We start from the raw sequence: 22667 nt of genomic DNA on the forward strand, positions 1-22667 counted from the left end.
CGTCGGTGGGGCGGTGGGGTCTGGCGGGTTAACAGCGCGAGTCGACTCGACAACCGAGGGTGTAACGGCGACGGAAGCCCGTCAATCCCTTGTGCACGAGGAAATGAGGGTGAAATCTCAGTAGGGAGTGGGAAGTTCACAGAGCCGGTCGCGATGTGCGGGAGGTTCGGATGGAGTGGGCGTGGCTCGGGGTGGACCTCGGCACGCAGGGGGCACGGGCCCTGCTCGTCACGGCCGACGGCCAAGTGCTCGGCAGCGGGGCGGCACCGCTGCTGCGCGGGTGCCGGGAGGGCGTGCGGCACGAACAGGACCCGGGGGAGTGGTGGGAGGCGGTGTGCGCGGCCTGCCGGGCGGCGCTCGAGGGGGTGCGGGCGGCGGTGGGCGGGGTCGCCGTGTGCGGGACCTCCGGGACCGTGCTGCTCACCGACGGCTCGGGCCGCCCGCTGGCACCGGCCCTGATGTACGACGACCGGCGGGCCGCGGCCGAGGGCGCGCGGCTGCGGTCGGCCGGGCTCGCGGTGCAGGACACCTGGGCGCTGCCCAAGGTGCGCTGGCTCGTCGACCGGCACGGCCCCGGCCGGGTCGCGCACCAGCCCGACGTGATCACGTCCAGGCTGGTCGGGCACCCGGTGCCCAGCGACTCCAGCCACGCCCTGAAGACGGCGTACGACCTGCGGCGCGCGGCCTGGCCGGACATCACCGGGCTGCCCGCGGGCGTGCTCCCCGACGTCGTGCGCCCCGGCACCCGGCTCGGCGAGGTCTGCACGGCCGCCGCCGCCGCCACCGGCGTCCCGGCCGGCACGCCCGTCGTCGCCGGCATGACCGACGGCTGCGCCGCCCAGATCGCCGCCGGCGCGCTGCGCGAGGGCGCGTGGAACTCGGTGCTCGGGACGACCCTGGTGCTGAAGGGGGCGGCGGCCGAGCCGGTGCACGACCCGGCGGGCGTGGTCTACAACCACCGGTCACCGGAGGGAGCCTGGTGGCCGGGCGGCGCGTCCAGCGTCGGCGCCGGAGTCCTCACCGCCCGCTTCCCGGGCGCCGACCAGGCAGCGCTGGACGCCCGGGCGGCCGGCTTCGAACCGTCGAACGCGGTCGCCTACCCCCTCGTCTCACCCGGCGAACGCTTCCCGTTCCACGCCCCCGGGGCCACCGCCCTCCTCCTCGGCGACCCGGAGTCGGACGCGGACCTGTGGGCGGCCCTGCTCCAGGGCGTGGCCTTCGCGGAACGCCTCTGCCTGGACTACCTCGACCATCTGGGCGCCCCGCTGGAGGGCCCCCTCACCTTCACCGGCGGCGCCGCCCGCAGCGCGTACTGGACGCAGCTGCGCGCCGACGTCCTGGGCCGCCCGGTCCGGGTGCCGGCCCGCACCGAACCGGCCCTGGGCATGGCGGCGCTGGCCGCGTACGGCACGGGGGCCGGGCAGACGCTCGCGGACGCGGCCGAGGGCATGGTGCGCTCCGGTACGACGGTCGACCCCCGCCCGGACCGCACGCCCCGCTTCACCGAGCCGTACGCCCGGCTGGTGTGGGAGCTGGAGGCCCGGGGATGGCTGCCGCGCCCGGTGGCCGTGCATGCGCGGGGCCGGCTCTGAGGGACTGGCTTCCGGGGAACTGGCTGTGCGGGGCCGCGGCAGGTCCGGTACCGCCGGTTCGTGGCCGGACGTGCGTGGGCCGGCTGTGCGGGGCCGGCTGTGTGGGGCCGCACGGGTCCGGCACCGCCGGCCGGTGCCGTCGTGGTCGCGTGCCGCTGCGACGGACCGGAAGCGGACCGGGAAACATGCCGCCGGGTGCCGGGACACCCGCGATACTGCTGCCCATGACCCCCGCCACCCTCCTCCTCGCCCGCCACGGCGAGACCGTCTGGCACGCCGAGAACCGGTACGCCGGAATCAGCGACGTGGCCCTCACCGACACCGGGCGGGCGCAGGCCGAGGCGCTCGGGCGGTGGACGGCCGCGCACCCCGTGGACGCGGTCTGGACCTCGCCGCTGTCCCGGGCGATCGCCACCGCCGAGCCCGCCTGCCGGGCCCTCGGTGTCACCCCGCATCGTGATCCGGGCCTGCGGGAGTGCGACTTCGGCGTGGTGGAGGGCCGTACCCTCGCGGAGTTCGCGGCGGAGGACCCGGCCGCGGCGGAGGCGTTCCGCGCCGATCCGGTGGCGCACCCGTTCCCCGGGGCTGAGGACCCCCGCGCGGCGGCCGAGCGCGGCACGGCCGCCCTGCGCCGGATCGCCGCCGGTCACCCCGGCGGCCGGGTGCTGGTCGTCGCCCACAACACCCTGCTGCGGCTGGTGCTGTGCTCCCTCATCGGCATCCCGCTCGGCGGATACCGCAGGGTGCTCCCGCGGTTGCGCAACGCGGCCGTCAGCGAGATCCGCCTCGGCACCGAGGACACCGCCCTGCTCTCGCTCAACGTGCCCTGCGCATGAGAAGGCCCCCGCGAGTCACGTCCTCGCGGGAGCCTTCCCTTCATCCGCCTGCCAGGTGAAAGGTGAGAAGACGATCACGAGGCAGGACGTTCTCGGGCGGGGACCCGCCCCATCGTCTCGATGGTGATCCCCCTCCGACCTTATTGCGAGTGAGTTGCAACTACACATTAACAGTGACAGTGTCCGGGCAACGGAAAGCCCCCACGTGTCGCACGCGGGGGCTTTGCGGGGTACGGGTCAGCGCTTGGCGCGTGCCCGCTGCCAGGCGTATCCGACGGCCGCCAGGACCAGCGTCATCGCGCCCGTCGAGTACAGCTGGACACGCGTGTCCGGCTCCCGCGCCATCAGGACGAAGATCGCCACCATGCCGGCCAGCGCCACCCAGGTCAGCCACGGGAACGCCCACATCCGGACGACCAGCTTCTCGGGGGCCTCGCGCTCGATCCGGCGGCGCAGCATGAGCTGGGAGACCGCGATGAAGATCCAGACGACCAGGATGACCGCGCCGATCATGTTCAGCAGCCAGGGGAAGACGTCGTCCGGACGCCAGTAGCTGAGCAGCACGCAGACGAAGCCGAAGAAGCAGGAGGTCAGGACCGCGATCCGGGGGACCCCGCCGGACAGCTTCGCGAGCGCCTTCGGGCCCTGAGCGCGCTCGACCAGCGAGTAGGCGATGCGCGAGGAGCCGTAGATGTTGGCGTTCATCGCGGACAGCAGCGCCACCAGCACGACCACGTTCATCAGCTGGCCGGCGCCCGGGATGCCGAGGTGGTCGAGCGTGGCCACGTACGGGCCCTTCTCCACGACCTCCTTGGAGTCCCACGGGACCAGGGTGACCACGACCGCCATCGAGCCGATGTAGAAGAGCGCGATGCGCCACATCGCCGTGCGGACGGCGGACGCCACGCCCCGCACCGGGTCCTGCGACTCGGCCGCCGCGATGGTGACCGTCTCCAGGCCGCCGTACGCGAAGACCGAGGCGAGCAGGCCGACCAGCAGGCCCTCGCTGCCGTGGGGCATGAAGTCGGTCAGGTTCGAGGCGCCCGGCGAGTCGGTGCCCGGCAGGACACCCGCCATGGCCAGCACGCCGAGTACGAGGAACAGGCTGATCGCGCCGACCTTCAGGGCCGCGAACCAGAACTCGAACTCGCCGAAGTTCTTCACGGCGGCCAGGTTCGCCCCGCAGAACACCACCATGAACAGGGCCACCCACATCCACTGCGGGGTGCCCGGCACCCAGCCCTGGACGATCTTCGCGGCGCCGATGCCCTCCAGGCCGACCGCCGTGCAGAGCAGCACCCAGAACGACCAGCCGGCGGTGAATCCGGCCCAGGGGCCCATCGCCCGCTCGGCGTGCGCCGAGAAGGAGCCCGACGATGGGTACGCGGCCGACATCTCGCCCAGCATCCGCATCACCAGCATCACCAGGACGCCGGAGAGGGTGTAGGCGATCACGATGGACGGGCCGGCCGCGGCGATGCCCGCACCGGAACCGACGAACAGGCCGGCACCGATCACACCACCGAGGGCGATCATCGACAGGTGGCGCTGCTTGAGGCCGTGGGAGAGGGAGGAGGCCTGCTGCTCTTGCGGCGGCGTCTCCGTGGTCGTGCTGCTGGGCATGGGCGCGGCTCTCCCAGTGCGATAGGCGGGCAAAAACCCCGTCAGTCTGGGCGGCCCGTCCGCTCAGGCGAAGGGGCCGCCCACTATCCGGACACCTGCCGTACGCTGAGTGAACCGGCGGTTACGCAGCCGCGGGTGTCGGGGTGTAGTGCGAGGCGTCGCCCTCGATCGAGTAGCTCTCCTTGCCCTCGACGCCGGCCGGCACGTCACCGGCGACGGTCACCCGGTGCAGCCGGCGCGGCTGCCCGTCGTAGTTGTCGATGGCGTAGTGCTGGGTGATGCGGTTGTCGAAGAGGACGAGCTGGTTCTCCGACCAGCGCCACCGCAGCACGTTCTCCGGGCGGGTGACGTACGCCTGCAACAGGTCCAGGATCTTGCGGGACTCACCGGCCGACAGGCCGACGATGCGCTGCGCGAACCCGCCGACGAACAGCCCCCGCTCGCCGGTCAGCGGGTGCACCCGGACCACCGGATGCGCGGTGCGGTACTTGATGGACATGAACTCGGCGAGCTGGGCGGCCCTCTCCTCGTCGACCCCCTCGTCCGGCACCGCGTAGTCGTAGTCGTTGGTGTGCTCGGCCCACAGGGTGTCGGCGAAGCGGCGCAGCGGCTCGGGCAGGTCGCGGTAGGCCGCCGCCGCGTTCGCGATCAGGGTCTCGCCGCCGTACGGCGGGATCGTGATGCTGCGCAGGGTGCTGGCCTGCGGCGGGTTGAGGACGAAGGTGACGTCGGTGTGCCAGTGGTTGGCGCGGCCCCGCTCGCTGTCGACCGGCAGCACGTTGGGGGCGCCGTCGACCGCGCCGACCGTCGGGTGGGCGGTGGTCAGGTCGCCGAAGTGCCGGGCGAAGGCCTGCTGGCCCTCGTCGTCCAGGTGCACGTCGTCGAAGACGAGCGCCTTGTGCACGTTGAGGGCCTCCCGGATGGCGGAGACGTCCTCCGGGGCGAGCGGCCGGGAGATGCCGACGCCGGAGACCTTCGCGCCGATGCGTGCGGTGACCTTGGTGATCTCGATGGACATGCGGGTTCCTCTCAGGCGAACACGGGCGACGGGGACGCCCCCGGTGCGGGCGGGGCCGTGAACTCGGGGGAGTACTGGTTGGCGGGGCGGGGGAGGCCGTAGCGCTCCCGCAGGGTCTGGCGGGGGCCGTACTCCGTGCGCAGCAGGCCGCGGGTGCGCAGGATCGGTACGACGTGCTCGACGAAGGCGTCCAGACCGGAGGGGAGCACGGCGGGCATGATGTTGAAGCCGTCGGCGGCTCCTTGTGTGAACCAGGTCTCGATCTGGTCGGCGACCTGCTCGGGCGTGCCGGCGAAGGTGAGGTGCCCACGCCCGCCGCCGAGCCGCCCGACCAGCTGCCGCACGGTCAGACGCTCGCGCCGGGCCAGCTCCACGACGAGCGTGTAGCGGCTCTTGGCGCCCTCGACGGCCGTCTCGGGCGGCAGGTCGGCGGGGAGCGGGGCGTCCAGCTCCAGGGAGCCGGACGGCAACTGCAGCAGGCTCTCCAGCCGGGCCACCCCGTGCTCGTACACGATGTGGTCCTCCAGCAGCTGCTCGGCGGCCCGGGCCTCGGCCTGTGTCGAGCCGAGGACCGGCACGATCCCGGGCAGCACCTTGATGTGCCCGGGATCGCGCCCGGCCCGTGCCGTACGGGATTTGAGGTCGGCGTAGAAGTCCTGCGCGTCGGCGAGGGTCTGCTGGGCGGTGAAGACGGCCTCCGCGTACCGGGCGGCGAACGCCTTGCCGTCCTCGGAGGAGCCGGCCTGGACGAGCAGGGGGTAGCCCTGGGGGGTGCGGGGCACGTTGAGGGGCCCTGCGACGCTGAAGTACGTTCCCTTGTGCCGGGGCGGGTGGATCTTGCTGTCGTCGCCCCACACGCCGGCCGCCTTGTCGGCGACGATCGCGTCGTCCTCCCAGCTGTCCCACAGTTTGAGGGCGACGTCGAGGAACTCGGCCGCGCGGGCGTACCGCTCGGCGTGCGCGGGCTCGTGGTCGAGACCGAAGTTGCGGGCCGCCTCGGCGCCGGCGGTGGTGACGATGTTCCAGCCCGCCCGGCCCCCGCTGATGATGTCCAGCGAGGCGAACTTGCGGGCCAGGTTGTAGGGCGAGTTGTAGGAGGTGGAGGCGGTCGCGATCAGGCCGATGTGCTCGGTGGCGGTCGCCAGCGCGGTCAGCAGGGTGAGCGGTTCCAGGGCGCCAGCCGGGCGCTGCGCGAGGTTGCTCCACAGCTGGGGGCCGTCGGCGAGGAACAGCGAGTCGAAGGTGCCGCGCTCGGCGGTCCTCGCCAGCTCGGCATAGTGCCGGAGGTCGACGTGCGCGTACGGGTCGCTCTCCGGGAGCCGCCAGGACGCCTCGTGGTGTCCGGTGTTCATCAGGAACGCGTTGAGGTGGAGCCTTCGCACTGTCACCGGTGGTCCTCCGTGACGCCCAGGGCGGCCAGCAGCCGCTCGCGGTACTCGCCCAGCACCGGCTCGCGGTAGGAGCGCGGGTGGGGACGGTCGATGGTCAGGTCGAGGCCGATCCGGCCCCGTTCGAGGACGAGGACCCGGTCGGCGAGCACGATCGCCTCGTCCACGTCGTGGGTGACGAGCAGCACGGAGGGCCGGTGGCGCTCCCACAGCTCGCGCAGCAGGTGGTGCATCCGGATCCGGGTCAGTGCGTCCAGGGCGCCGAACGGCTCGTCGGCCAGCAGGAGTTCGGGCTCGCGGACCAGGGAGCGGGCGAGCGCGGCCCGCTGTGCCTCCCCGCCCGACAGCTGCCCCGGCCAGGCCCGCTCCCTGCCCTTCAGGCCGACCTCCTCCAGCGCGGCCCGGCCGCGCTCCACGGCGTCCTTGCCGTCCAGGCCGAGGAGTACGTTGTCCAGCACCCGGCGCCAGGGCAGCAGCCGGGAGTCCTGGAACACCACCGACACCCGCTCGGGGGCGGTGAGCCTCCCCTTGCCGGCCACCCCGTGGTCCAGGCCGGCGACGGCCCGCAGCAGGGTGGACTTGCCGGAGCCGCTGTGCCCGAGCAGGGCCGTGAACTGGCCGGCCGGCAGGTCGAGGTCGATGCCGTCGAGGACGGTACGGCCGTCGAAGGACCGGGTGAGGCCCCGGAGCCGGACGGCGGGACGGGTCAGCTGCTCAGTGTGCGGCGCCATGACAGCACCCTCCGTTCGATCAGGCGGACCACGCTGTCGGAGACCAGGCCGAAGACGCCGTAGATCAGCAGGCCGACCAGGATGACGTCGGACTGGCCGTAGTTCTGCGCCTGGAACATCAGGTAGCCGAGGCCGCTGGTGGCGTTGATCTGCTCCAGCACCACCAGGCCCAGCCACGAGCCGGTCACACCCAGCCGGAGTCCCACGAAGAATCCGGGCAGCGCGCCGGGGATCACCACCTGGCGGATGAAGGTGAGCCGCGACAGGCCCTGCACCTCGGCGAGTTCGACGTACCGGCTGTCGATGCCGGACAGCGCGGCATGCGTGTTCAGGTAGATCGGGATGTAGACGACGATCGCGATGATGGCGACCTTGAAGGTCTCGCCGATGCCCAGCCAGAGGATGAACAGCGGGATCAGGCCGAGGGTGGGGATCGCCCGGTTGAGCTGCACGGTTCCGTCGATCAGCGCCTCCCCGGTCCGGCTGAGCCCGGAGGCCAGCGCCAGGACGATCCCGGCGGTCAGGCCGATCACGAAGCCGTACGCGGCCCGCTCCAGGGAGGTCAGCACGTCACTGGGGAGCGTGCCCTGCGTCCACAGGTGGCCGGCCGTCCTGAGGACCGTCCAGGGCGCGGGGACGGCGCCCGGGTCGAGCTGCCCGGCGGCCGAGGCGGCGGCCCAGAGGGCGACGACCAGCAGCGGGCCGGCCAGCCGGGCGGCGGGCAGCCGGCGGCCGGGGGAGAGGCGGCGGCGCCTGCGGACCTGGGGCGGTTCCCCGGTCACCGGTGCCGGCGCGGCGGTCGTCGTGGTGGTCACGGCGGTCATTTCCGGTACTCCCCGGGTACGGCCTCGGCGGCGATCGGCTCGAAGCGGTGGTCGAAGAGCGAGGAGACGTCGAACTTCTTCACGAAGCCGCCCTCGGCCAGCAGATCGGCCGTCTCCTGCTCCCACTTGATCGCCTCGTCCCAACGGGGCGGGAACAGCGGCTTGTTCGCGAGATCGGTGATGGACTTCGCCTGCTGCGGGGTCAGGTTCTGGGTCTTGACGTAGAACTCCTCGTTCCACTGGTCCGGGTGCTCGTACTGCCACACCTGGCCCTTGGCCCACTGCGGGATGTAGGCGGCGATCGCGGCGGCCTTCGCCGGGTCGTTCAGCACGGACTGCGGCGCCCACAGGAGATTGAGCAGGTCGACGACGTCGGTCTTGATGACGTGGGCGCCCTTCCCCCCGTACTGCTTCAGGTAGGCCGGGGACTGGCTGTTGGCCAGCGGGGCGATGTCCACCTGTCCCGACTGCAGGGCGGTCAGGAACTGGTTGCTGGTCAGCGGGACCAGCTGTACGTCGTCGTAGGCCAGACCCGCCTGCTTCAGCGCCCGCAGCAGCACGACACCCTGCGCCTGCCCCTGCGAGAACGCGAGCTTCCTGCCCCGGAAGTCCTCGACCGAACCGATGTCGCTGCCGGGCTTGGTGGCGAAGAGGTAGTTCGGCTTGCGGGTGATGTTGATCGCCACGATCTTGGCGTCGAACCCCTGGTAGTGCGCCTGGATCGGAGGGATGCCCGCGTTGTTGGCGACGTCCAGGGACTTGGCGCGGAAGGCGTTGATGACGTCCGGCCCGGCCCCGATGTTCGCCCAGCCCGACACCGTGAACGGCAGCGGGGGCAGCTTCGCCAGCTTGAGCTGCAACTGCTGCTGCCCCTGGTAGGAGGCGATCTTCAGGCTGGTCCCGGCGGGCACCTTGTCCGCGAGCGGCTTGGTGGCGGCCCCCTTGGTCTCGGCGGACGCGTCGCCCTTGGCGCAGCCGCTGAGGCCCACGGCGGCGGCGGACGCGCCGAGCAGGGACGTGAGAAAGACACGACGGTGCATGGGAGGACTCCCAGGAGAAAGAGGGAAGAAAAAGCGGCGAAAGGCAGAAGGAATTCCGGGACAGACGGGCCGGAAGAAGAGAACTCACACAGCGGGAAACACGCGCTTCATGCGCGGCAATGTGTCAGCAACAGACGGTGCGACAGCTGGTGAGGAGGCTCATGACCAGCATGTTCCTGGCCATGGGTGCCCCCTGTCAACATTCCGAGTTTCTGAATTAAATAAGGTCAGGTGATGCGCCCAACGGGTCCCGGAACAGCGTGTCCAGCACCACTGATCCGCCCGCCACCGCCAGCACGGAATCCGGAAAACTGGTCGGGAGGACATCCGCCGGGCGCGCCGTGCCGACGGCGTCCCGCAGGGCGCCGAGGCAGTCCTCGAAGTGCATGACACCGACCTCGGTCACGACCACCGTCTCCGGGTTGAGCACGTCCAGCAGCAGCCGCGCGGCCCGCCCGGTCGCCCGGGACCGCTCCACCAGCAGCCGCCGGGCCACCGCGTCCCCGGCTCGTGCAGCGGCCACCACCTGCATCGGATTGGCCGAGCCGACGACCCCGGCCGCCCGGGCCCGCCGGCACAGCGTCCGCTCGCTCAGCTCCACCTGCAGGCACCCGCTACGGCCGCACGGGCACGGCTCGTCTCCCCCCGGCACCGGCAGGTGGGCGATCGCACCGGCCGCCGAGCGCGGCCCGTGGTGCACTTCGTCATGGGTGGCGAAGGCGGCGTCGACGACATTGCCCACGAACAGATGCAGCAGACTGCGGCTGCCCCGGGCCCGCCCGAACAGCCGCTCCCCGTTCACCAGCGCCCGCGCATGCCCGTCCACCTGGACCGGCAGACCCGTGCGGGCGCCGAGCAGCTCCCGTACCGGCACCTCCCGCCAGCCCAGCAGCTCGTGTTCGACCACGGTGCCCGTCTCCCGGTCCACCCAGCCGCCCACCGCCACTCCGACCCCCAGCGGGCGCCGGCCCGGTGTTCCGGCGAGCAGCCCGGCGAGCCCTTCGGCGGCCCGCGCCAGCACCCAGCCGGGATCGGTCCGTTCGTGCTTCAGCTCCCGCAGGGCGACCACCCGGCCGCGCAGGTCCAGCAGGGCGAGCGTGGTGTACGGCACCGCCACGTGCACCCCGGCGACCAGGAACCGGGTGTCGTCCAGATCGACCGGGACGTGCGGCCGGCCCACCCCGCCCGAACGGCGGGGCGCGGCGGACTCCCGGATCAGGCCGAGACCGGCCAGCCGGGCACAGTGCTCCGTCACCGACGCGGGTGACAGCCCGGTCAGCCGGGCGATGGTGCTGCGTGCCACCGGCCCGTGCTCCAGCACGGACCGCAGCACGACGCTGGCACTGGTGCGCCGCCGGTCGCTGTCGGCGGCGCGCGGAACAGGGGAGAGAAGGGTGGATGCCACGGTACGGGGCATGGAGAACCGTCCTCGGGAACGGGGCCGACACGTCGCGGAGGACAGAGGCGCGCCGTGCCCGCCCCTACCCGGGACGGCGACAGGTGGCCGTGCCCTGGCGTCGCAGGTCGACATAGCGACGCGAGGTGAAGTACCGGGACTGGGCGACCATGGCTGGAAGGGTAGGCCAGAAAAGGTGAATCCGACCAGACAACTAGGATTCATTTGGCGGAACCCCACAGTCCGCCGGTGTCGAACCACGTGAGCGAAACGTCCCGGCCTCCGTGATCAGTCTCACGTCGGGGCCGGTGTGAGCAGCGCTCTTTGTCCGGAGCCCACCAAGCTGTTGATCCGCCCTTTGTCGAGCGCTGACGGTGATCGGCCGGACCGGGCTGGGATAGCGTCACCGTGTCCCAGCATGTTCCCGTCACACGCGGAGTCCCCATGAGCACCGCCACCGCCACCACCCGCCCCGGTGCAGTCCTCGCCGACCTGCTGCCGGCGTCCCGCGTCCGCGACGTCGCCCTTGTGGTCGGCGGCGCCGCGCTCACCGGCCTCGCGGCCCAGCTGTCGGTCCCGGTGCCCGGCTCCCCGGTGCCCGTGACCGGCCAGACCTTCGCGGCGCTGCTCGTCGGCACCGCCCTCGGCGCCCGCCGCGGCTTCCTCTCCCTCGCCCTGTACGCCGTCGCCGGTGTGGCCGGCATGCCGTGGTTCGCGAACGGCGACTCCGGCACCGGCCTCGTCTCCTTCGGCTACGTCCTCGGCATGATGCTCGCCGCCGCGGCCGTGGGTGCCCTGGCCCGCCGCGGCGCCGACCGCTCCCCGCTGCGCACGGCGGGCGCGATGATCCTCGGCGAGGCGATCATCTACGCCGTCGGCGTGCCCTACCTGGCCCTGGCCGCCCACATGTCCGCGTCCCAGGCGATCGCGGCCGGCCTCACCCCGTTCCTGATCGGCGACGCCGTCAAGGCCGCCCTGGCGATGGGCGTCCTGCCCGCCGCCTGGAAGCTCGCCGGCAAGCGCTGATCGCCGACGCCGCGGTTCCTGCGGAAAGAGGCCCGCCGGGTCGTACGTCTCCTCGACCCCGGCGGGCCTCTTTCGCGTCTCCGGGCCGTGCGGCCCCGCACCCCGGTCGCCGGCCGCGCAGGTGAAGTTCACGGCACAACGCAGATGGCCGCATGACCCGACGGTTTCCGTCAGGTCATGCGGCCGTGCCGCTACGGATCAGGATCAGCCGACGGACACCTTGTCGGCCGGCGCCTCGGCCGCCGGGACGGGCCGGCCCGCCGTGAGCCGCTGCTTGACGAAGGCGACCACCAGGACGACCGCCGCGACCATCAGCGACAGCAGCACGGTCTCCCGGCCGTCGTGCTCGGTGTCGAACAGCATGTAGACCAGGACACCCACGATCATCACGGCCGTCGCCCAGGTCAGGTACGGGTACAGCCACATCTTCACGACGAGCTTCTCCGGGGCCTCGCGCTGGAGGATCTTCCGCATCCGCAGCTGCGAGAAGCAGATGACCAGCCACACGAACAGGGCCACCGCGCCGGAGGAGTTGACGAGGAAGAGGAAGATCTTGTCGGGGGACAGGTAGTTGAAGAAGACGGCGACGAAGCCGAACACGACCGACGCGAGGATCGCCGCCAGCGGCACGCCCCGGCTGTTGACCCGTGCGAACGCCTTCGGCGCGTCACCGCGCTCACCGAGCGAGAAGGCCATCCGGGAAGCCGTGTACATGCCGGAGTTGAGGCAGGACAGCACCGAGGTCAGCACGATGAAGTTCATGATCTCACCGGCGTGCGCGATGCCCAGCGAGTCCAGCGCGGCGACGTAGGAGCCCTGCTCCGCGATGGACTTGTCGTCCCACGGCAGCAGCGAGACCACGACCAGGATCGAGCCCAGGTAGAAGACGCCGATACGCCAGATGATGCTGTTGGTGGACTTGGTGACCGCCCGCTGCGGGTCCTCGGACTCGCCGGCCGCCAGGGTGGCGATCTCACTGCCCATGAAGGAGAAGACGACCAGCAGCACACCGGTGAGGATCGCGCCCGGACCGTGGGGCAGGAATCCGCCGTGCGAGGTGAGGTTGGAGAAGGAGGCCTTCTCGGCGTCCACGCCCGGCAGCACGCCGAACACGGCGAGCAGACCGACGACGATGAACGCGCCGATCGCCACGACCTTGATACCGGCGAACCAGAACTCGAACTCGCCGTAGGAGCCGACGGAGACCAGGTTGGTCGCGGTCAGCACGACCATCACGATGAGGGCCCAGCCCCACTGCGGGACGTCCGGGATCCAGCCCTGGAGGATCTGGGCACCGGCGGTCGCCTCGACGGCGAGCACGACGACCCAGAAGAACCAGTAGAGCCAGCCGATGGAGAAACCGGCCCAGCGGCCGAGCGCACGGTCGGCGTGCGCGGAGAAGGAGCCGGAAGTCGGATTCGCGGCGGACATTTCGCCGAGCATCCGCATCACCAGCACGACGAGCGTGCCGACGAGGGCATAGGACAGAAGGATGCCGGGTCCCGCGGTGGCGATACCGGCCTTGGAGCCGACGAAGAGGCCGGCTCCGATGACGCCACCGATCGCGATCATCGACAGATGGCGGTTCTTGAGTCCTGCTTGAAGGCCCGAACCAGGGGTCATGGACGGATTTCCTTTGCGCCAGGTAGAGCTTCCCGCACGAGCGGTGTACGAGTCGGTCCAGTGAATCCGAGGCGAACGGATTGGGGAACCTCTGAATCCGGATCGTTACTTGAGGTTTTCTTGAGGATCTATGGCCTGACTCACAAATTCCAAGGTCATTCATGCGCCGACACCCGGGGCTGCTGCCCATGAATGGCCGTGTCACACTCGTTGCATGCGCGTGTATCTCGGCTCCGACCATGCGGGCTACGAACTCAAGAACCACCTCGTCGAGTGGCTGAAGGCCGCCGGCCACGAGCCCGTCGACTGCGGGCCGCACATCTACGACGCCCAGGACGACTACCCGCCGTTCTGCCTCCGTGCCGCGGAGAAGGCGGCCGCCGACCCGGACGCCCTCGGCATCGTCATCGGCGGCTCCGGCAACGGTGAGCAGATCGCCGCGAACAAGGTGAAGGGCGTGCGCGCGGCGCTGGCCTGGAGCGAGGAGACGGCGGCGCTCGGGCGCCAGCACAACGACGCCAACGTGGTGGCCGTGGGTGCGCGGATGCACAGCACGGAGGAGGCGACCAAGTTCGTCGAGGTCTTCCTCAACACGCCGTTCTCGGGTGACGAGCGGCACATCCGCCGCATCGACATGCTGGCGGCGTACGAGACCACGGGCGACCTCCCGCCGGTCCCGCCCCACCACCCGCAGCAGTAGCCCCCCACCGGCCCTGCCGCCCGGCTCGGCCGAAAGGCTCCCCCGGGGGCTCCGCCCCCGGCCCCCAGGCCTTGCCCACCCACCCACCCGACTCGGTCGGCTGGAAAGTCGGACCGGTCGACTCGGTCGGCTGGAAAGTCCGGCCGGTCCACCCGACTGGAGCGTCCGGCCGGTCCACCCGACTGGAGCCTCCGGCCGGTCCACCCGACTGGAGCGTCCGGCCGGACCGCTGACCGGGACGGCGCGGGTGTGTCGCTCGGTCCCCTTGTTCACCCCTCGGCCGCCCGAGTCGGGTGGCTCGCCCCCTTGTTTGGTCCGCCCCCCAGCCGCTCGAGTCGGCTGGCTCGCCCCCTCGTACACTTCTCGGGCCACCGAGACGGGTGGGTGGGCGGGCGGGGCGTCAGGAAAGGACATCTCCGCCTTGCCGGAAGGGCACACGATCCACCGGTTGGCCCAGGACTACGCCGAGCGCTTCTCAGGAAGGCCCGCCCGCGTCACCAGCCCCCAGGGCAAGTTCTCCGACGCCGCCGCCCTCCTGGACCGTACCGAGCTGACCGCCACCGAAGCCCACGGCAAGCACCTCTTCCTGGGGTTCCGGGACGCCGACTGGGTCCACATCCACCTCGGCCTCTTCGGCAAGGTCGGCTTCGGCGCCGCCCCCGCACCCCCGCCGACGGACACCGTCCGGCTCCGGCTCGCGAACGACACGTCGTACGTCGACCTCCGCGGCCCCACCACCTGCGCCCTGATCACGGACGCCGAGAAGCGGGCCGTCCACGACCGGCTCGGCCCCGACCCGCTGCGCGCCGACGCCGACCCGGCCGCCGCGTACCGGAGGGTCTCCCGCAGCCGTACGACGATCGCCGCGCTGCTCATGGACCAGAAGATCGTCGCCGGTGTCGGCAACGTCTACCGCGCCGAGGTCCTGTTCCGGCACGGCATCGACCCGTACCGCGCGGGCCGGGACGTCACCCCGGCCGAGTGGGACGCCCTCTGGGCCGACCTGGTCGCGCTGATGCGCGAGGGCGTGCGGAACAACCGGATCGACACCGTCCGCCCCGAGCACACCCCGGAGGCGATGGGCCGCCCGCCACGCGTGGACGACCACGGCGGCGAGGTGTACGTCTACCGCCGCGCGAGCATGTCCTGCCACATCTGCGGCCACGAGATCCGCACCGCGGACCTCGCCGCCCGCAACCTCTTCTGGTGCCCCGGGTGCCAGCGGTCCTGACCGGACGCTAGAAGCCGTGGGACAGCCAGGGGGCCACCGGTGCGCCGAACGCCACCGACGCCTCCGTCAGCGTCCCCGGCCGCAGCTCCCGCACCCGCCCGGCCGCCGCCAGCGACAGCAGGGTCACCCCGCCGAGGTAGGCCGCGCCCAGTTCCCGTACCGACAGGGCGAGGTCGGCCGCGTCGGTCGTACGCTCGCAGGACGCGCCCTTCGTGTCGCCCGTCAGCCGCCAGCGCCCCGTGTTCCAGGGGCAGAAGGCGTCCTCGACCTCGAACACGACGTCCACCGGCGCCAGGTAGGTGCGCGCCGGCAGGGCCGCGCCGACGTCCACGAGACGGATGTGTCCGGCGTCCCGCAGCCGCGGAAGACAGCGGCGGATGTCGGAGACCTGGTACTGCCAGGCCTCGTCGACCGGCCGCCCGCGCAGCTTCAGCGTCGTCATCAGGTCGATGCCGAACAGGAAGTCCCACAGCGCCGCCTCGGTGACCGGGTCGAGCGCGGCCAGATCCTCCACCGTCACCGTGCCGTCGTGCCCGCTCGGACCCCAGCCGGCCTTGGTGCGGAAGCGCGCGTACCCGGCGACCTCGCCGTCCCGTTCGGCGACCACGCACTGCAGGGCCGACGCCCCGTCCCGCTCGCTCTCCGGGTCGAGCAGGGCGGCCCGCTCCCAGCCGGGCTGCCGGGCCAGCATGCCCGGGCGGCGCGGCACCAGGGCCGCGTACACCGCCTCGCACTCGTCCAGCACGTCGGCCGGCGCCGCGTAGCGCACGCGCACCTCGTCGGTGCCGGCGGGCAGCTCCAGCGCGACCCGGCTGGTGTCGATCTCGGCGCTGAGCTGGAACGTCGCCGCACCGAAGCCGAAACGGCCGTAGATCGCGGGCTCGGAGGCGAACAGTGCCGCCAGCGGCTCGCCCTTGGCGCGCGCGTCGTCCAGCAGCCGTCGCATCATCGCGGTCAGCACTCCGCGTCGCCGGTGCGTCGCGGCCACGCTCACCATCGTCACGCCGGCGGTGGGCACCACGGCCCCGCCCGGCACGGACATCCGGAAGCTGAACGCCCCGGACGTGCCGACCATCGCGTCCCCGTCCCACACGGCCAGGGAGCGCTCCAACTCGGTGACCGATCTGTCCAGTTCACGCTCTTCGGTGGAGGCCGGGCCGCCACCGAAGGCGCGGTACAGGTGGTCCCACCACCGGTCGAACTCTTCCGGGCGCAGCAGCTTCAGCTCGGTCCCGTGGTCAGTCCCCATGTGCCATGAGTATCAGGGCATTGGGGGACGAGCCAGTGAATTTCTCCTGGGCGGAAAGCGCCAGGAGATCACGTCCCGAACGACGAAGCGGAGTCCCGCGCGGGGGACAAGTGGGACCTCCCGTGCCAAGCAGCCGGTCCGCTGGATAGGGTCCCGGACTAATGGCAGCAGGACGACAGCGGCGCTCGAAGGCCGAGACGCTCACGGCCCGGTGGAAGATGCAGTGGCACCGGGTCCGCGTCGCCCTGCGCAGAAGCGCCGTGGACTACTTCCGCGGCGACGGCTCGGACTGGATCGCCTTCGCCGGACTGCTGCTGACCGTCCCGCTCCTCGCGGCCATGACACTCGTCGACTCGGTGTGGTGCTCTCCGGCCACGTTGGTGCTGCCGATCGTCGCGGGCGGCCTGGTGCTGCGGCCGGCCAGCCTGCTCGGCCTGTACGCGGCTGCGGCCACCGCGCTGATCGTGGAGTCGGTACGGCTCGGCCCGTACACCGAGGGCCCCTCCCGGGTCACCCCCGGCGTGGTCCTCGTGGTCGCCGCATGCGGTTTCTTCGGGCTGCTGACCGCGCAGTTCCGCAGCAGGGTCGGTGTGCCCTGGCGGCGTGGCGGCACGATGCTGTTCGACCTGCGCGAGCGGATCCGGGTGCAGAGCAAGCTGCCGAAGCTGCCGCAGGGCTGGCACCACGAGATGGCGCTGCGCCCGGCGGGCGGCCAGTCCTTCTCCGGCGACTTCGTCGTCGCGTCCCGTACGAACGGCGGCCGCACCCTGGAGGTCGTCCTCACGGACGTCTCCGGCAAGGGCATGGACGCGGGCTCGCGCGCCCTGCTGTTGTCCGGTGCCTTCGGCGGCCTCCTCGGCTCCCTGCCCCCGCACGCCTTCCTCCCGGCCGCCAACGGCTATCTGCTCCGCCAGGACTGGGACGAGGGCTTCGCCACCTCCATCCACCTGGTCCTGGACCTGGACTCCGGGGACTACGAGCTGTACTCCGCCGGTCATCCGCCGGGGCTGCAGCTCAGCGCGGGCAGCGGCCGCTGGGAGGAGAAGGCCGCCGAGGGGCCGCTGCTCGGTGTGTACAGCGGCGCCCAGTTCGACTCCGTGAAGGGCTCGCTGCGGCCCGGGGACGTGTTGATGCTGTTCACGGACGGACTGGTGGAGACCTCCGACCGCGACATCGTCGAAGGCATCGACCGCCTCACCGGCGAGGCCGACCGCTATGTCGCCGGCGGCTTCCACGGCGCCGCCTGGCATCTCATCGAGGCGGTCGCCAAGGACGTCAACGACGACCGGGCCCTGCTCCTGATCTGCCGCCAGGCGTCGCCGAACACCCGCTGAGCCCGCCGGGGGAGACTGGGGGAATGACCCACCTCACCCTCGCCGAGGTCGAGACCCTCGCGCGCGCCGCCCATCAGGGCCAGACCGACAAGGCGGGCCGGCCGTACGCCGAGCACCTCGCGGCCGTCGCCGAGGGCGTGCGCGTACGCGGTGGCGACGCCGAGCAGATCGCGGCGGCCTGGCTGCACGACTCCGTGGAGGACGACGCGCTGAGCGAGGAGTGGCTGGAGGCGGCCGCACTCACGGCGCGGACCAAGGCCGTCGTGCGCGCCCTCACCAAACGGCCGGGGGAGCCGCCGGAGGCCTACGCGCGCCGGATCCTGGCCACCCCGGGCGCGCTGCTGGTCAAGGAAGCCGACCTCGCCCACAACGCCGACCCGCGGCGCCTCGCGGTCCTGGACGAGCCGACCCGGGATCGCCTGACCCGGAAGTACGCCCGTATGCGCGCACTTCTCGGTCTGGACCCGCAACCCGGCCCCGGACCCGGACGGCCCCCGGCCCCGGAACCGGAGGGAAGCGGGCCCCGGAAGCGGAGCGACGCCGGCCCCGGAACCGACTAGACGCCGACCGTCTCCCGCTGCTTCTGCCGCTCGCGGGCCAGTTCGGCGGCGTCCTGCTTGAACGCCCACTCCATCTTCGGCTCCATCGCGAAGCGGAAGATCCGCTGCACGGGCCGGGTGCACAGCACGGTGACGGCGGCCGCGGCCAGCACGGTCACCAGGATCTCGCCGAGCGGGCGGTGCAGCCAGGGGTGCTCGAACCAGCCGCGGTAGTCGCCGAGCTTCACCAGGAAGCCGTGCAGCAGGTAGCCGTAGAGCGTGCCCGCGCCGAGCGCGGTGAACCACATCTGCCGGCGCGGCACCCAGGCGAAGAAGCAGGCCGTCAGCACCAGCGAGCAGCCCATCATCGCGAGCGTCATCACCGGGCCGCACCACCACGGGGCGCCCAGTTCCTGCGCGGAGTCGCGGTGGTAGAACCACGCCGTGTTCATGCGCGGCACCGCCCACCAGCCGATCGCCAGCGCCGTCGCGAACACCGGCACCGAGGCGATCCGCACCGAGCGGCGGCGCACCAGGTGGAAGTGCTCGGGCTTCATGCACAGGCCGAGCACGAAGTACGGCAGGAACTGCAGGACCCGCTGCAGATCGAGGTCGTCACCGATGTTCGGGGTGACGGTCGCCACCATGGCCAGGCCGAGGGCCAGGGGCAGCGGCCAGCGCACCACCTTCCACAGGGGTGTGGTCATCCGCCAGACGAACAGCGCGACCAGGAACCAGGTGAGATACCAGGGATCGAGGAGGCTGATCTCCTCGTGCGAGCCGGTGACGACGTTCTTGAAGAGCGGGTACGCCGTCTCGAACAGGATGTACGGCACGGCGACGCCGGTGATCAGCCGCTTCAGCCGGTCCGGACGCATGTCGAAACTGCGCGAGAAGAAGCCGGAGATGATGATGAACGCCGGCATGTGGAAGGTGTACACGACGCTGTAGGCGCCCTCCAGGATCCGGCTGTCGCCCTTCAGCGGTTCCCAGGCGTGCCCCATCGCGACGAGCGCGATGGCCAGATACTTGGCGTTGTCGAAGAACGCATCGCGCTGTTTGCCGGGTCTGTCCGCCTTCGGCTGCCCCTTCTGCGCGCTCATCGGGGTACGCGGGCCGGGCACTCCGTCCGCCGGCGACTGTGCCGGGGGGAGCGGCCTGCGGTTCTGGCCGGGGGACGAGGCGGCTTCAAACATCTCAGGCACCCTAGCGTCGTCCGCGGGATTTCGTAAAACTCCCGCAGTCATTCCTGGTTATCGCCTTCGGGTACCCGCTGATTTACAGAACTTGCCTCCTCTGTCCACGTGATGGTGCACACACGGACGTCGTCCGTTCACCCGTGATGTCCCGATTCATCCTGACTAATTGGGGCATACGTCGCCTCTGCGCCATCAATTCGAATTAGCTGCGCACGTGATGTGTGGGCATGGAAACGAAGTCGGGTAATTCATCGGCGAGTCATGTAAGGGCACTCGCTCGAATTGCTGTACGGGGCATCGCCCGTGCCGGGCCGGTGCCCGACGTTGTGTCACGGGCCGCATACGGCAGCCGGGTTGGTGGCACGATGGTTCTGGCGGGGGTGCGTGGCCGTACCTCCGGGCCGGGAGAGCGGACCGACCGAGGGTGTGATCAGTTGTGGCCATTTCACTGTCTGTGGTGCTGCTGTTGGCGATCATCCTGGTGGTGTTGATCCGAGGGGGGAACATCAAGGCCGGCCCCGCCATCGTCGCCATACTCTTCGGTTTCTTCCTGGCCTCGACCGGCATGGCGCCATCGATCAACCGCTTCCTGAACTCGATAGCGGAGTCCATCAACTCGATCAGGTTCTGATCAGGCCCCGACCCGGCGGGGGAGCCGGCAGGCCGAGCTGAACAACTGAAACAACGGGGGGACGTACGGGAATGGCGCTGCGCGACTCGGACCCGGCGGATGTCGGCGGCTACCGGACGGAGGACCGCCTCGGCAGCGGCGGCATGGGCGTGGTCTACCTCGCCCGGTCCGCCTCCGGCCGCCGGCTGGCCGTCAAGGTCGTCCACGCCCAGTACGCCGACGACGACGAGTTCCGCATCCGGTTCCGCCGCGAGGTCGCCGCCGCACGCCAGGTCAGCGGCGCCTTCACGGCACCCGTCGTGGACGCGGACGCCGACGCCCCGCGCCCTTGGATGGCCACGCTCTACATCGCCGGCGAGGACCTCGGCACCCACGTCCGCCGGCACGGCCCGCTCCCGCCCGCCCGGCTGCGCGAACTCGCCGCCGGCCTCGCCGAGGCCCTGCGCGACATCCACCGCGCCGGAGTGGTCCACCGGGACCTCAAACCGGCCAACGTGATGCTCGCGGAGGACGGCCCCCGGGTCATCGACTTCGGCATCTCCCGCGCGGCCGAGGCCGCCGGCATGGACGCCCTCACCCAGACCGGCCGGGTGATGGGCACCCCGCCCTTCATGTCCCCCGAGCAGTTCGCCTCCCCGCACGAGGTCGGTCCCGCCACCGACATCTTCTCCCTCGGCGCGGTCCTCGTGTACGCCGCCACCCGGCGCGGCCCCTTCGACAGCCCGAGCCCGTGGGAGACGGCGACCCGCGTGGTCGAAGGCACCCCCGATCTGACCGGCGTCCCCGACGGCCTGCTCCCCTTCGTCCGCCTCTGCCTGGAGAAGCACCCCAAGTCCCGGCCCGGCCCCGACGAACTGCTGCATCTGCTGCGCGAGGGCCGGCTGCCCGACCCCCGTCCCGGCACCACGGCGCCGGCCCCGGAGCCGGCCCGCCCGCGCCGGCGCCGCAGATGGCCGCTCGCCGTCGCCGCCACCGCCGTACTGGCCGCCGTCGCCGCCACGACCACCGTCCTCGCCCGCGACGGCGGCAGCGCCCCGCACGTCCTGCCTGCCGGCTGGCAGGCCTGGCACCGGCAGGCCGTGGACCCCACCGCCGGGAAGCCGAACGCCATGGGCCAGAGCGGCCCCTTCACCCGCTGCGTCGTCGCCCGGAAGTCGCTGCTGTGCGCCGGCGACAGCATCATGGCCGCCCGGTTCGACCTCGCCGACGGCCGCAACGTCTGGACCCGGCCCATGGACCCCACACCCGCCGAGGTCTCCAGCGGCGGCGGCGGAACCATCATCGGCACCCGGCGCGGCGCCGTGTACGTCTTCGGCGCCGACAGCACCACCCTCACGAGCGCCAAGGAGCCCGCGAGGTCTGACGAGGATCCTCGAAGCCGAACCCGCTACACCGTGCAGGCCCTGGACCCCGTCACCGGCACGGCGGTCTGGCGGACGGCCGTGTCCGAGAGCGTGGACGGCACCGGACCGGAGTTCGCCGGAGCCGTCGCCACCCCCGCCGGAGTGATCACCACCTACGGCGACCGGTCCGACTCCTACGCCCTGCTCGACGCCGCGCACGGCACGGTCCGCTGGCACCGCAGGCTGCCGTCCGGCACCGACAGCGACTGCTCACTGAGCGGGGCGGGCGGCCAGGCCTACCTGGTCTGCCGCGAAGCCGACGCGGAGGGGAAGCACGAGCGCACCACCCTCGCCCAGCTCGACCCCGGCACCGGAAGGACGCGCTGGCAGATCACGGCCCCGGGCACGCTGTACCTGACCGGGCAGACCCCCCGCGGGCACCTGGTGCTCGCCCGCGGCTCGGACTTCGACAAACTGACCGGACTGACCCTGATCAACGCCGCCTCGCACATCCTGACGACCGTACGCCTGACCACCCCGCGCACCGCCTCCGGCGCCTACCTCGTCCGCGGCACCCTCTACCTCACCCTGACCAGCGGCAGCGTCCGCGCCGTCGACCCGGAGACCGGGCGGCAGCTGTGGGAGAGCAACTCCACCGTCGAGCAGCCCGGCCCGCCCACCGCCTCCTCGGCCCGGCTCTACCTGGCCTCGCCCACCGGCCGGCTGGCCGCCCTCGACCTGCGCACCGGCAAGGTCACCGGCACCCTCCCCGGCCGCGACGACGGCGACAGCGCCGGCTCCGGCCAGACCGCGGCGGCCCCCGTCCTGTCCGGCGACGCGCTCTACGTCCCGTACGGCATGCGCGCGGTCTACAGCGTCGACGTCAAAGACCTCTGAACACGCCGGGGCCGGGCCCCGCCGAAGCGGCGAGCGGGCCCCGGACCGCGGGAGCGGGTGACCGGAACCGGCCCCCTCACCAGGACTCGGCCTCCACGAACAGCACGACCAGCTCCGCGAGGAACCAGACGGAGAACACCAGACACGCGAGCCACAGCCCCCACATGGCCCAGCGGACCTCTCGCCGTATGCGCATGAGCGGATCATCCCCTCGCGCTCCCGGCCCTGTCACCGGCCCGGTCCTCCCCGAGACCCCTCCGCGCCCCTTGAGCGGACCTGGTGGCCATGTCGGACGCACGTTCGACCGTTCACCGTTTGGGCTCAGTTCTTCCGGACGGGAGGGCGGCCCCAGGACAGGCAACGGCATGAAAAAACCCGACTGTCTGTCCGGTCATGCCTGTGCCCTCACAAGTCGCCCTGATCCACCAAGGCTGGTCCGCGCCCGTG

General features: G+C 71.8%; 18 protein-coding genes and 1 pseudogene. 9 read left to right on the forward strand and 10 right to left on the reverse strand.

The features are described 5' to 3' along the window. The first annotated feature begins 170 nt into the window (after window positions 1–170). Both ACZ4SF_RS02120 and ACZ4SF_RS02125 read left to right on the forward strand, forming a co-directional pair. Window positions 171–1592, forward strand: a complete 1422-nt coding sequence (locus tag ACZ4SF_RS02120) for an FGGY-family carbohydrate kinase (RefSeq protein WP_468376976.1) — start codon at window positions 171–173, stop codon at window positions 1590–1592. Window positions 1593–1816: 224 nt separating this feature from the next. Further along, window positions 1817–2428 (forward strand): histidine phosphatase family protein, encoded by a 612-nt coding sequence (locus tag ACZ4SF_RS02125; protein WP_468376979.1) that lies wholly within the window; start codon window positions 1817–1819, stop codon window positions 2426–2428. 237 nt (window positions 2429–2665) lie between these two features. Here the strand turns inward: ACZ4SF_RS02125 and ACZ4SF_RS02130 are convergent, their stop codons facing one another. The 7 genes from ACZ4SF_RS02130 to ACZ4SF_RS02160 all read right to left on the reverse strand — a co-directional run bounded on the left by ACZ4SF_RS02130 (window position 2666) and on the right by ACZ4SF_RS02160 (window position 10469). After that, window positions 2666–4051 (reverse strand): amino acid permease, encoded by a 1386-nt coding sequence (locus tag ACZ4SF_RS02130; protein ID WP_468376982.1) that lies wholly within the window; start codon window positions 4049–4051, stop codon window positions 2666–2668. Window positions 4052–4172: 121 nt separating this feature from the next. Continuing rightward, window positions 4173–5069, reverse strand: coding sequence for a TauD/TfdA dioxygenase family protein (locus ACZ4SF_RS02135; protein WP_468376985.1), 897 nt, complete (start codon window positions 5067–5069; stop codon window positions 4173–4175). A gap of 11 nt (window positions 5070–5080) precedes the next feature. Then, on the reverse strand, window positions 5081–6457 hold the full coding sequence (locus ACZ4SF_RS02140; RefSeq protein WP_468376987.1) for an LLM class flavin-dependent oxidoreductase: 1377 nt from the start codon (window positions 6455–6457) through the stop codon (window positions 5081–5083). Continuing rightward, window positions 6454–7188, reverse strand: a complete 735-nt coding sequence (locus tag ACZ4SF_RS02145; protein ID WP_468376990.1) for an ABC transporter ATP-binding protein — start codon at window positions 7186–7188, stop codon at window positions 6454–6456. The genes ACZ4SF_RS02140 and ACZ4SF_RS02145 overlap by 4 nt, the downstream gene beginning before the upstream one ends. Continuing rightward, on the reverse strand, window positions 7164–8012 hold the full coding sequence (locus ACZ4SF_RS02150) for an ABC transporter permease (RefSeq protein ID WP_468376992.1): 849 nt from the start codon (window positions 8010–8012) through the stop codon (window positions 7164–7166). The genes ACZ4SF_RS02145 and ACZ4SF_RS02150 overlap by 25 nt, the downstream gene beginning before the upstream one ends. Next, entirely contained in the window at window positions 8009–9052 is a 1044-nt protein-coding gene (locus ACZ4SF_RS02155; RefSeq protein WP_468376995.1) for an ABC transporter substrate-binding protein, read from the reverse strand. The genes ACZ4SF_RS02150 and ACZ4SF_RS02155 overlap by 4 nt, the downstream gene beginning before the upstream one ends. A gap of 217 nt (window positions 9053–9269) precedes the next feature. Next, the gene (locus ACZ4SF_RS02160; protein ID WP_468376996.1) at window positions 9270–10469 is read right to left on the reverse strand and encodes an ROK family protein; all 1200 of its coding nucleotides are present in this window, start codon (window positions 10467–10469) and stop codon (window positions 9270–9272) included. 423 nt (window positions 10470–10892) lie between these two features. On the opposite strand from ACZ4SF_RS02160, the gene ACZ4SF_RS02165 reads away from it, so the two are divergent. After that, the gene (locus ACZ4SF_RS02165; protein ID WP_468376999.1) at window positions 10893–11474 is read left to right on the forward strand and encodes a biotin transporter BioY; all 582 of its coding nucleotides are present in this window, start codon (window positions 10893–10895) and stop codon (window positions 11472–11474) included. A gap of 204 nt (window positions 11475–11678) precedes the next feature. On the opposite strand, the gene ACZ4SF_RS02170 is transcribed toward ACZ4SF_RS02165, so the two are convergent. Continuing rightward, window positions 11679–13097 (reverse strand): amino acid permease, encoded by a 1419-nt coding sequence (locus ACZ4SF_RS02170; RefSeq protein WP_468377001.1) that lies wholly within the window; start codon window positions 13095–13097, stop codon window positions 11679–11681. A 214-nt stretch (window positions 13098–13311) separates the two neighbouring features. Here ACZ4SF_RS02170 and ACZ4SF_RS02175 point away from each other — a divergent pair, with 214 nt between their 5' ends. Together ACZ4SF_RS02175 and ACZ4SF_RS02180 are read left to right on the forward strand one after the other, a co-directional pair. Then, window positions 13312–13797 carry a ribose-5-phosphate isomerase gene (locus ACZ4SF_RS02175; protein WP_468377003.1) on the forward strand — a complete coding sequence of 162 codons (486 nt, stop codon included), beginning with the start codon at window positions 13312–13314 and terminating at the stop codon, window positions 13795–13797. A 421-nt stretch (window positions 13798–14218) separates the two neighbouring features. Then, window positions 14219–15028, forward strand: coding sequence for an Fpg/Nei family DNA glycosylase (locus ACZ4SF_RS02180; protein WP_468377005.1), 810 nt, complete (start codon window positions 14219–14221; stop codon window positions 15026–15028). A 7-nt stretch (window positions 15029–15035) separates the two neighbouring features. On the opposite strand, the gene ACZ4SF_RS02185 is transcribed toward ACZ4SF_RS02180, so the two are convergent. Then, window positions 15036–16277 carry a GNAT family N-acetyltransferase gene (locus tag ACZ4SF_RS02185; RefSeq protein ID WP_468377008.1) on the reverse strand — a complete coding sequence of 414 codons (1242 nt, stop codon included), beginning with the start codon at window positions 16275–16277 and terminating at the stop codon, window positions 15036–15038. Window positions 16278–16438: 161 nt separating this feature from the next. On the opposite strand from ACZ4SF_RS02185, the gene ACZ4SF_RS02190 reads away from it, so the two are divergent. Both ACZ4SF_RS02190 and ACZ4SF_RS02195 read left to right on the forward strand, forming a co-directional pair. Then, window positions 16439–17611: a SpoIIE family protein phosphatase gene (locus ACZ4SF_RS02190; RefSeq protein WP_468377011.1), complete on the forward strand. Its 1173-nt coding sequence runs from the start codon at window positions 16439–16441 to the stop codon at window positions 17609–17611. Between the two features lie 23 nt (window positions 17612–17634). After that, window positions 17635–18072, forward strand: a pseudogene (locus ACZ4SF_RS02195) (HD domain-containing protein); the annotation flags it as partial. 95 nt (window positions 18073–18167) lie between these two features. Here ACZ4SF_RS02195 and ACZ4SF_RS02200 read toward each other — a convergent pair. Then, window positions 18168–19253 (reverse strand): acyltransferase family protein, encoded by a 1086-nt coding sequence (locus ACZ4SF_RS02200; protein WP_468377014.1) that lies wholly within the window; start codon window positions 19251–19253, stop codon window positions 18168–18170. A 532-nt stretch (window positions 19254–19785) separates the two neighbouring features. Between ACZ4SF_RS02200 and ACZ4SF_RS02205 the strand changes: the two genes are divergently transcribed. Beyond that, a complete protein-coding gene (locus ACZ4SF_RS02205; RefSeq protein WP_030648672.1) occupies window positions 19786–19980 on the forward strand; it encodes a hypothetical protein in 195 nt (64 codons plus the stop codon). Between the two features lie 71 nt (window positions 19981–20051). Continuing rightward, a complete protein-coding gene (locus ACZ4SF_RS02210; RefSeq protein ID WP_468377017.1) occupies window positions 20052–22220 on the forward strand; it encodes a protein kinase domain-containing protein in 2169 nt (722 codons plus the stop codon). Window positions 22221–22667 lie beyond the last annotated feature (447 nt).

This window comes from Streptomyces sp. NPDC027663 (assembly GCF_055566415.1).

Excerpts from the sequence above, each read along its gene's own strand:
- ACZ4SF_RS02120 (WP_468376976.1), top strand. The coding sequence starts at position 171 with ATGGAGTGGGCGTGGCTCGGGGTGGACCTCGGCACGCAGGGGGCACGG.
- ACZ4SF_RS02125 (WP_468376979.1), top strand. The coding sequence starts at position 1,817 with ATGACCCCCGCCACCCTCCTCCTCGCCCGCCACGGCGAGACCGTCTGG.
- ACZ4SF_RS02130 (WP_468376982.1), bottom strand. The coding sequence starts at position 4,051 with ATGCCCAGCAGCACGACCACGGAGACGCCGCCGCAAGAGCAGCAGGCC.
- ACZ4SF_RS02135 (WP_468376985.1), bottom strand. The coding sequence starts at position 5,069 with ATGTCCATCGAGATCACCAAGGTCACCGCACGCATCGGCGCGAAGGTC.
- ACZ4SF_RS02145 (WP_468376990.1), bottom strand. The coding sequence starts at position 7,188 with ATGGCGCCGCACACTGAGCAGCTGACCCGTCCCGCCGTCCGGCTCCGG.
- ACZ4SF_RS02150 (WP_468376992.1), bottom strand. The coding sequence starts at position 8,012 with ATGACCGCCGTGACCACCACGACGACCGCCGCGCCGGCACCGGTGACC.
- ACZ4SF_RS02155 (WP_468376995.1), bottom strand. The coding sequence starts at position 9,052 with ATGCACCGTCGTGTCTTTCTCACGTCCCTGCTCGGCGCGTCCGCCGCC.
- ACZ4SF_RS02160 (WP_468376996.1), bottom strand. The coding sequence starts at position 10,469 with ATGCCCCGTACCGTGGCATCCACCCTTCTCTCCCCTGTTCCGCGCGCC.
- ACZ4SF_RS02165 (WP_468376999.1), top strand. The coding sequence starts at position 10,893 with ATGAGCACCGCCACCGCCACCACCCGCCCCGGTGCAGTCCTCGCCGAC.
- ACZ4SF_RS02170 (WP_468377001.1), bottom strand. The coding sequence starts at position 13,097 with ATGACCCCTGGTTCGGGCCTTCAAGCAGGACTCAAGAACCGCCATCTG.
- ACZ4SF_RS02175 (WP_468377003.1), top strand. The coding sequence starts at position 13,312 with ATGCGCGTGTATCTCGGCTCCGACCATGCGGGCTACGAACTCAAGAAC.
- ACZ4SF_RS02185 (WP_468377008.1), bottom strand. The coding sequence starts at position 16,277 with ATGGGGACTGACCACGGGACCGAGCTGAAGCTGCTGCGCCCGGAAGAG.
- ACZ4SF_RS02190 (WP_468377011.1), top strand. The coding sequence starts at position 16,439 with ATGGCAGCAGGACGACAGCGGCGCTCGAAGGCCGAGACGCTCACGGCC.
- ACZ4SF_RS02200 (WP_468377014.1), bottom strand. The coding sequence starts at position 19,253 with ATGAGCGCGCAGAAGGGGCAGCCGAAGGCGGACAGACCCGGCAAACAG.
- ACZ4SF_RS02210 (WP_468377017.1), top strand. The coding sequence starts at position 20,052 with ATGGCGCTGCGCGACTCGGACCCGGCGGATGTCGGCGGCTACCGGACG.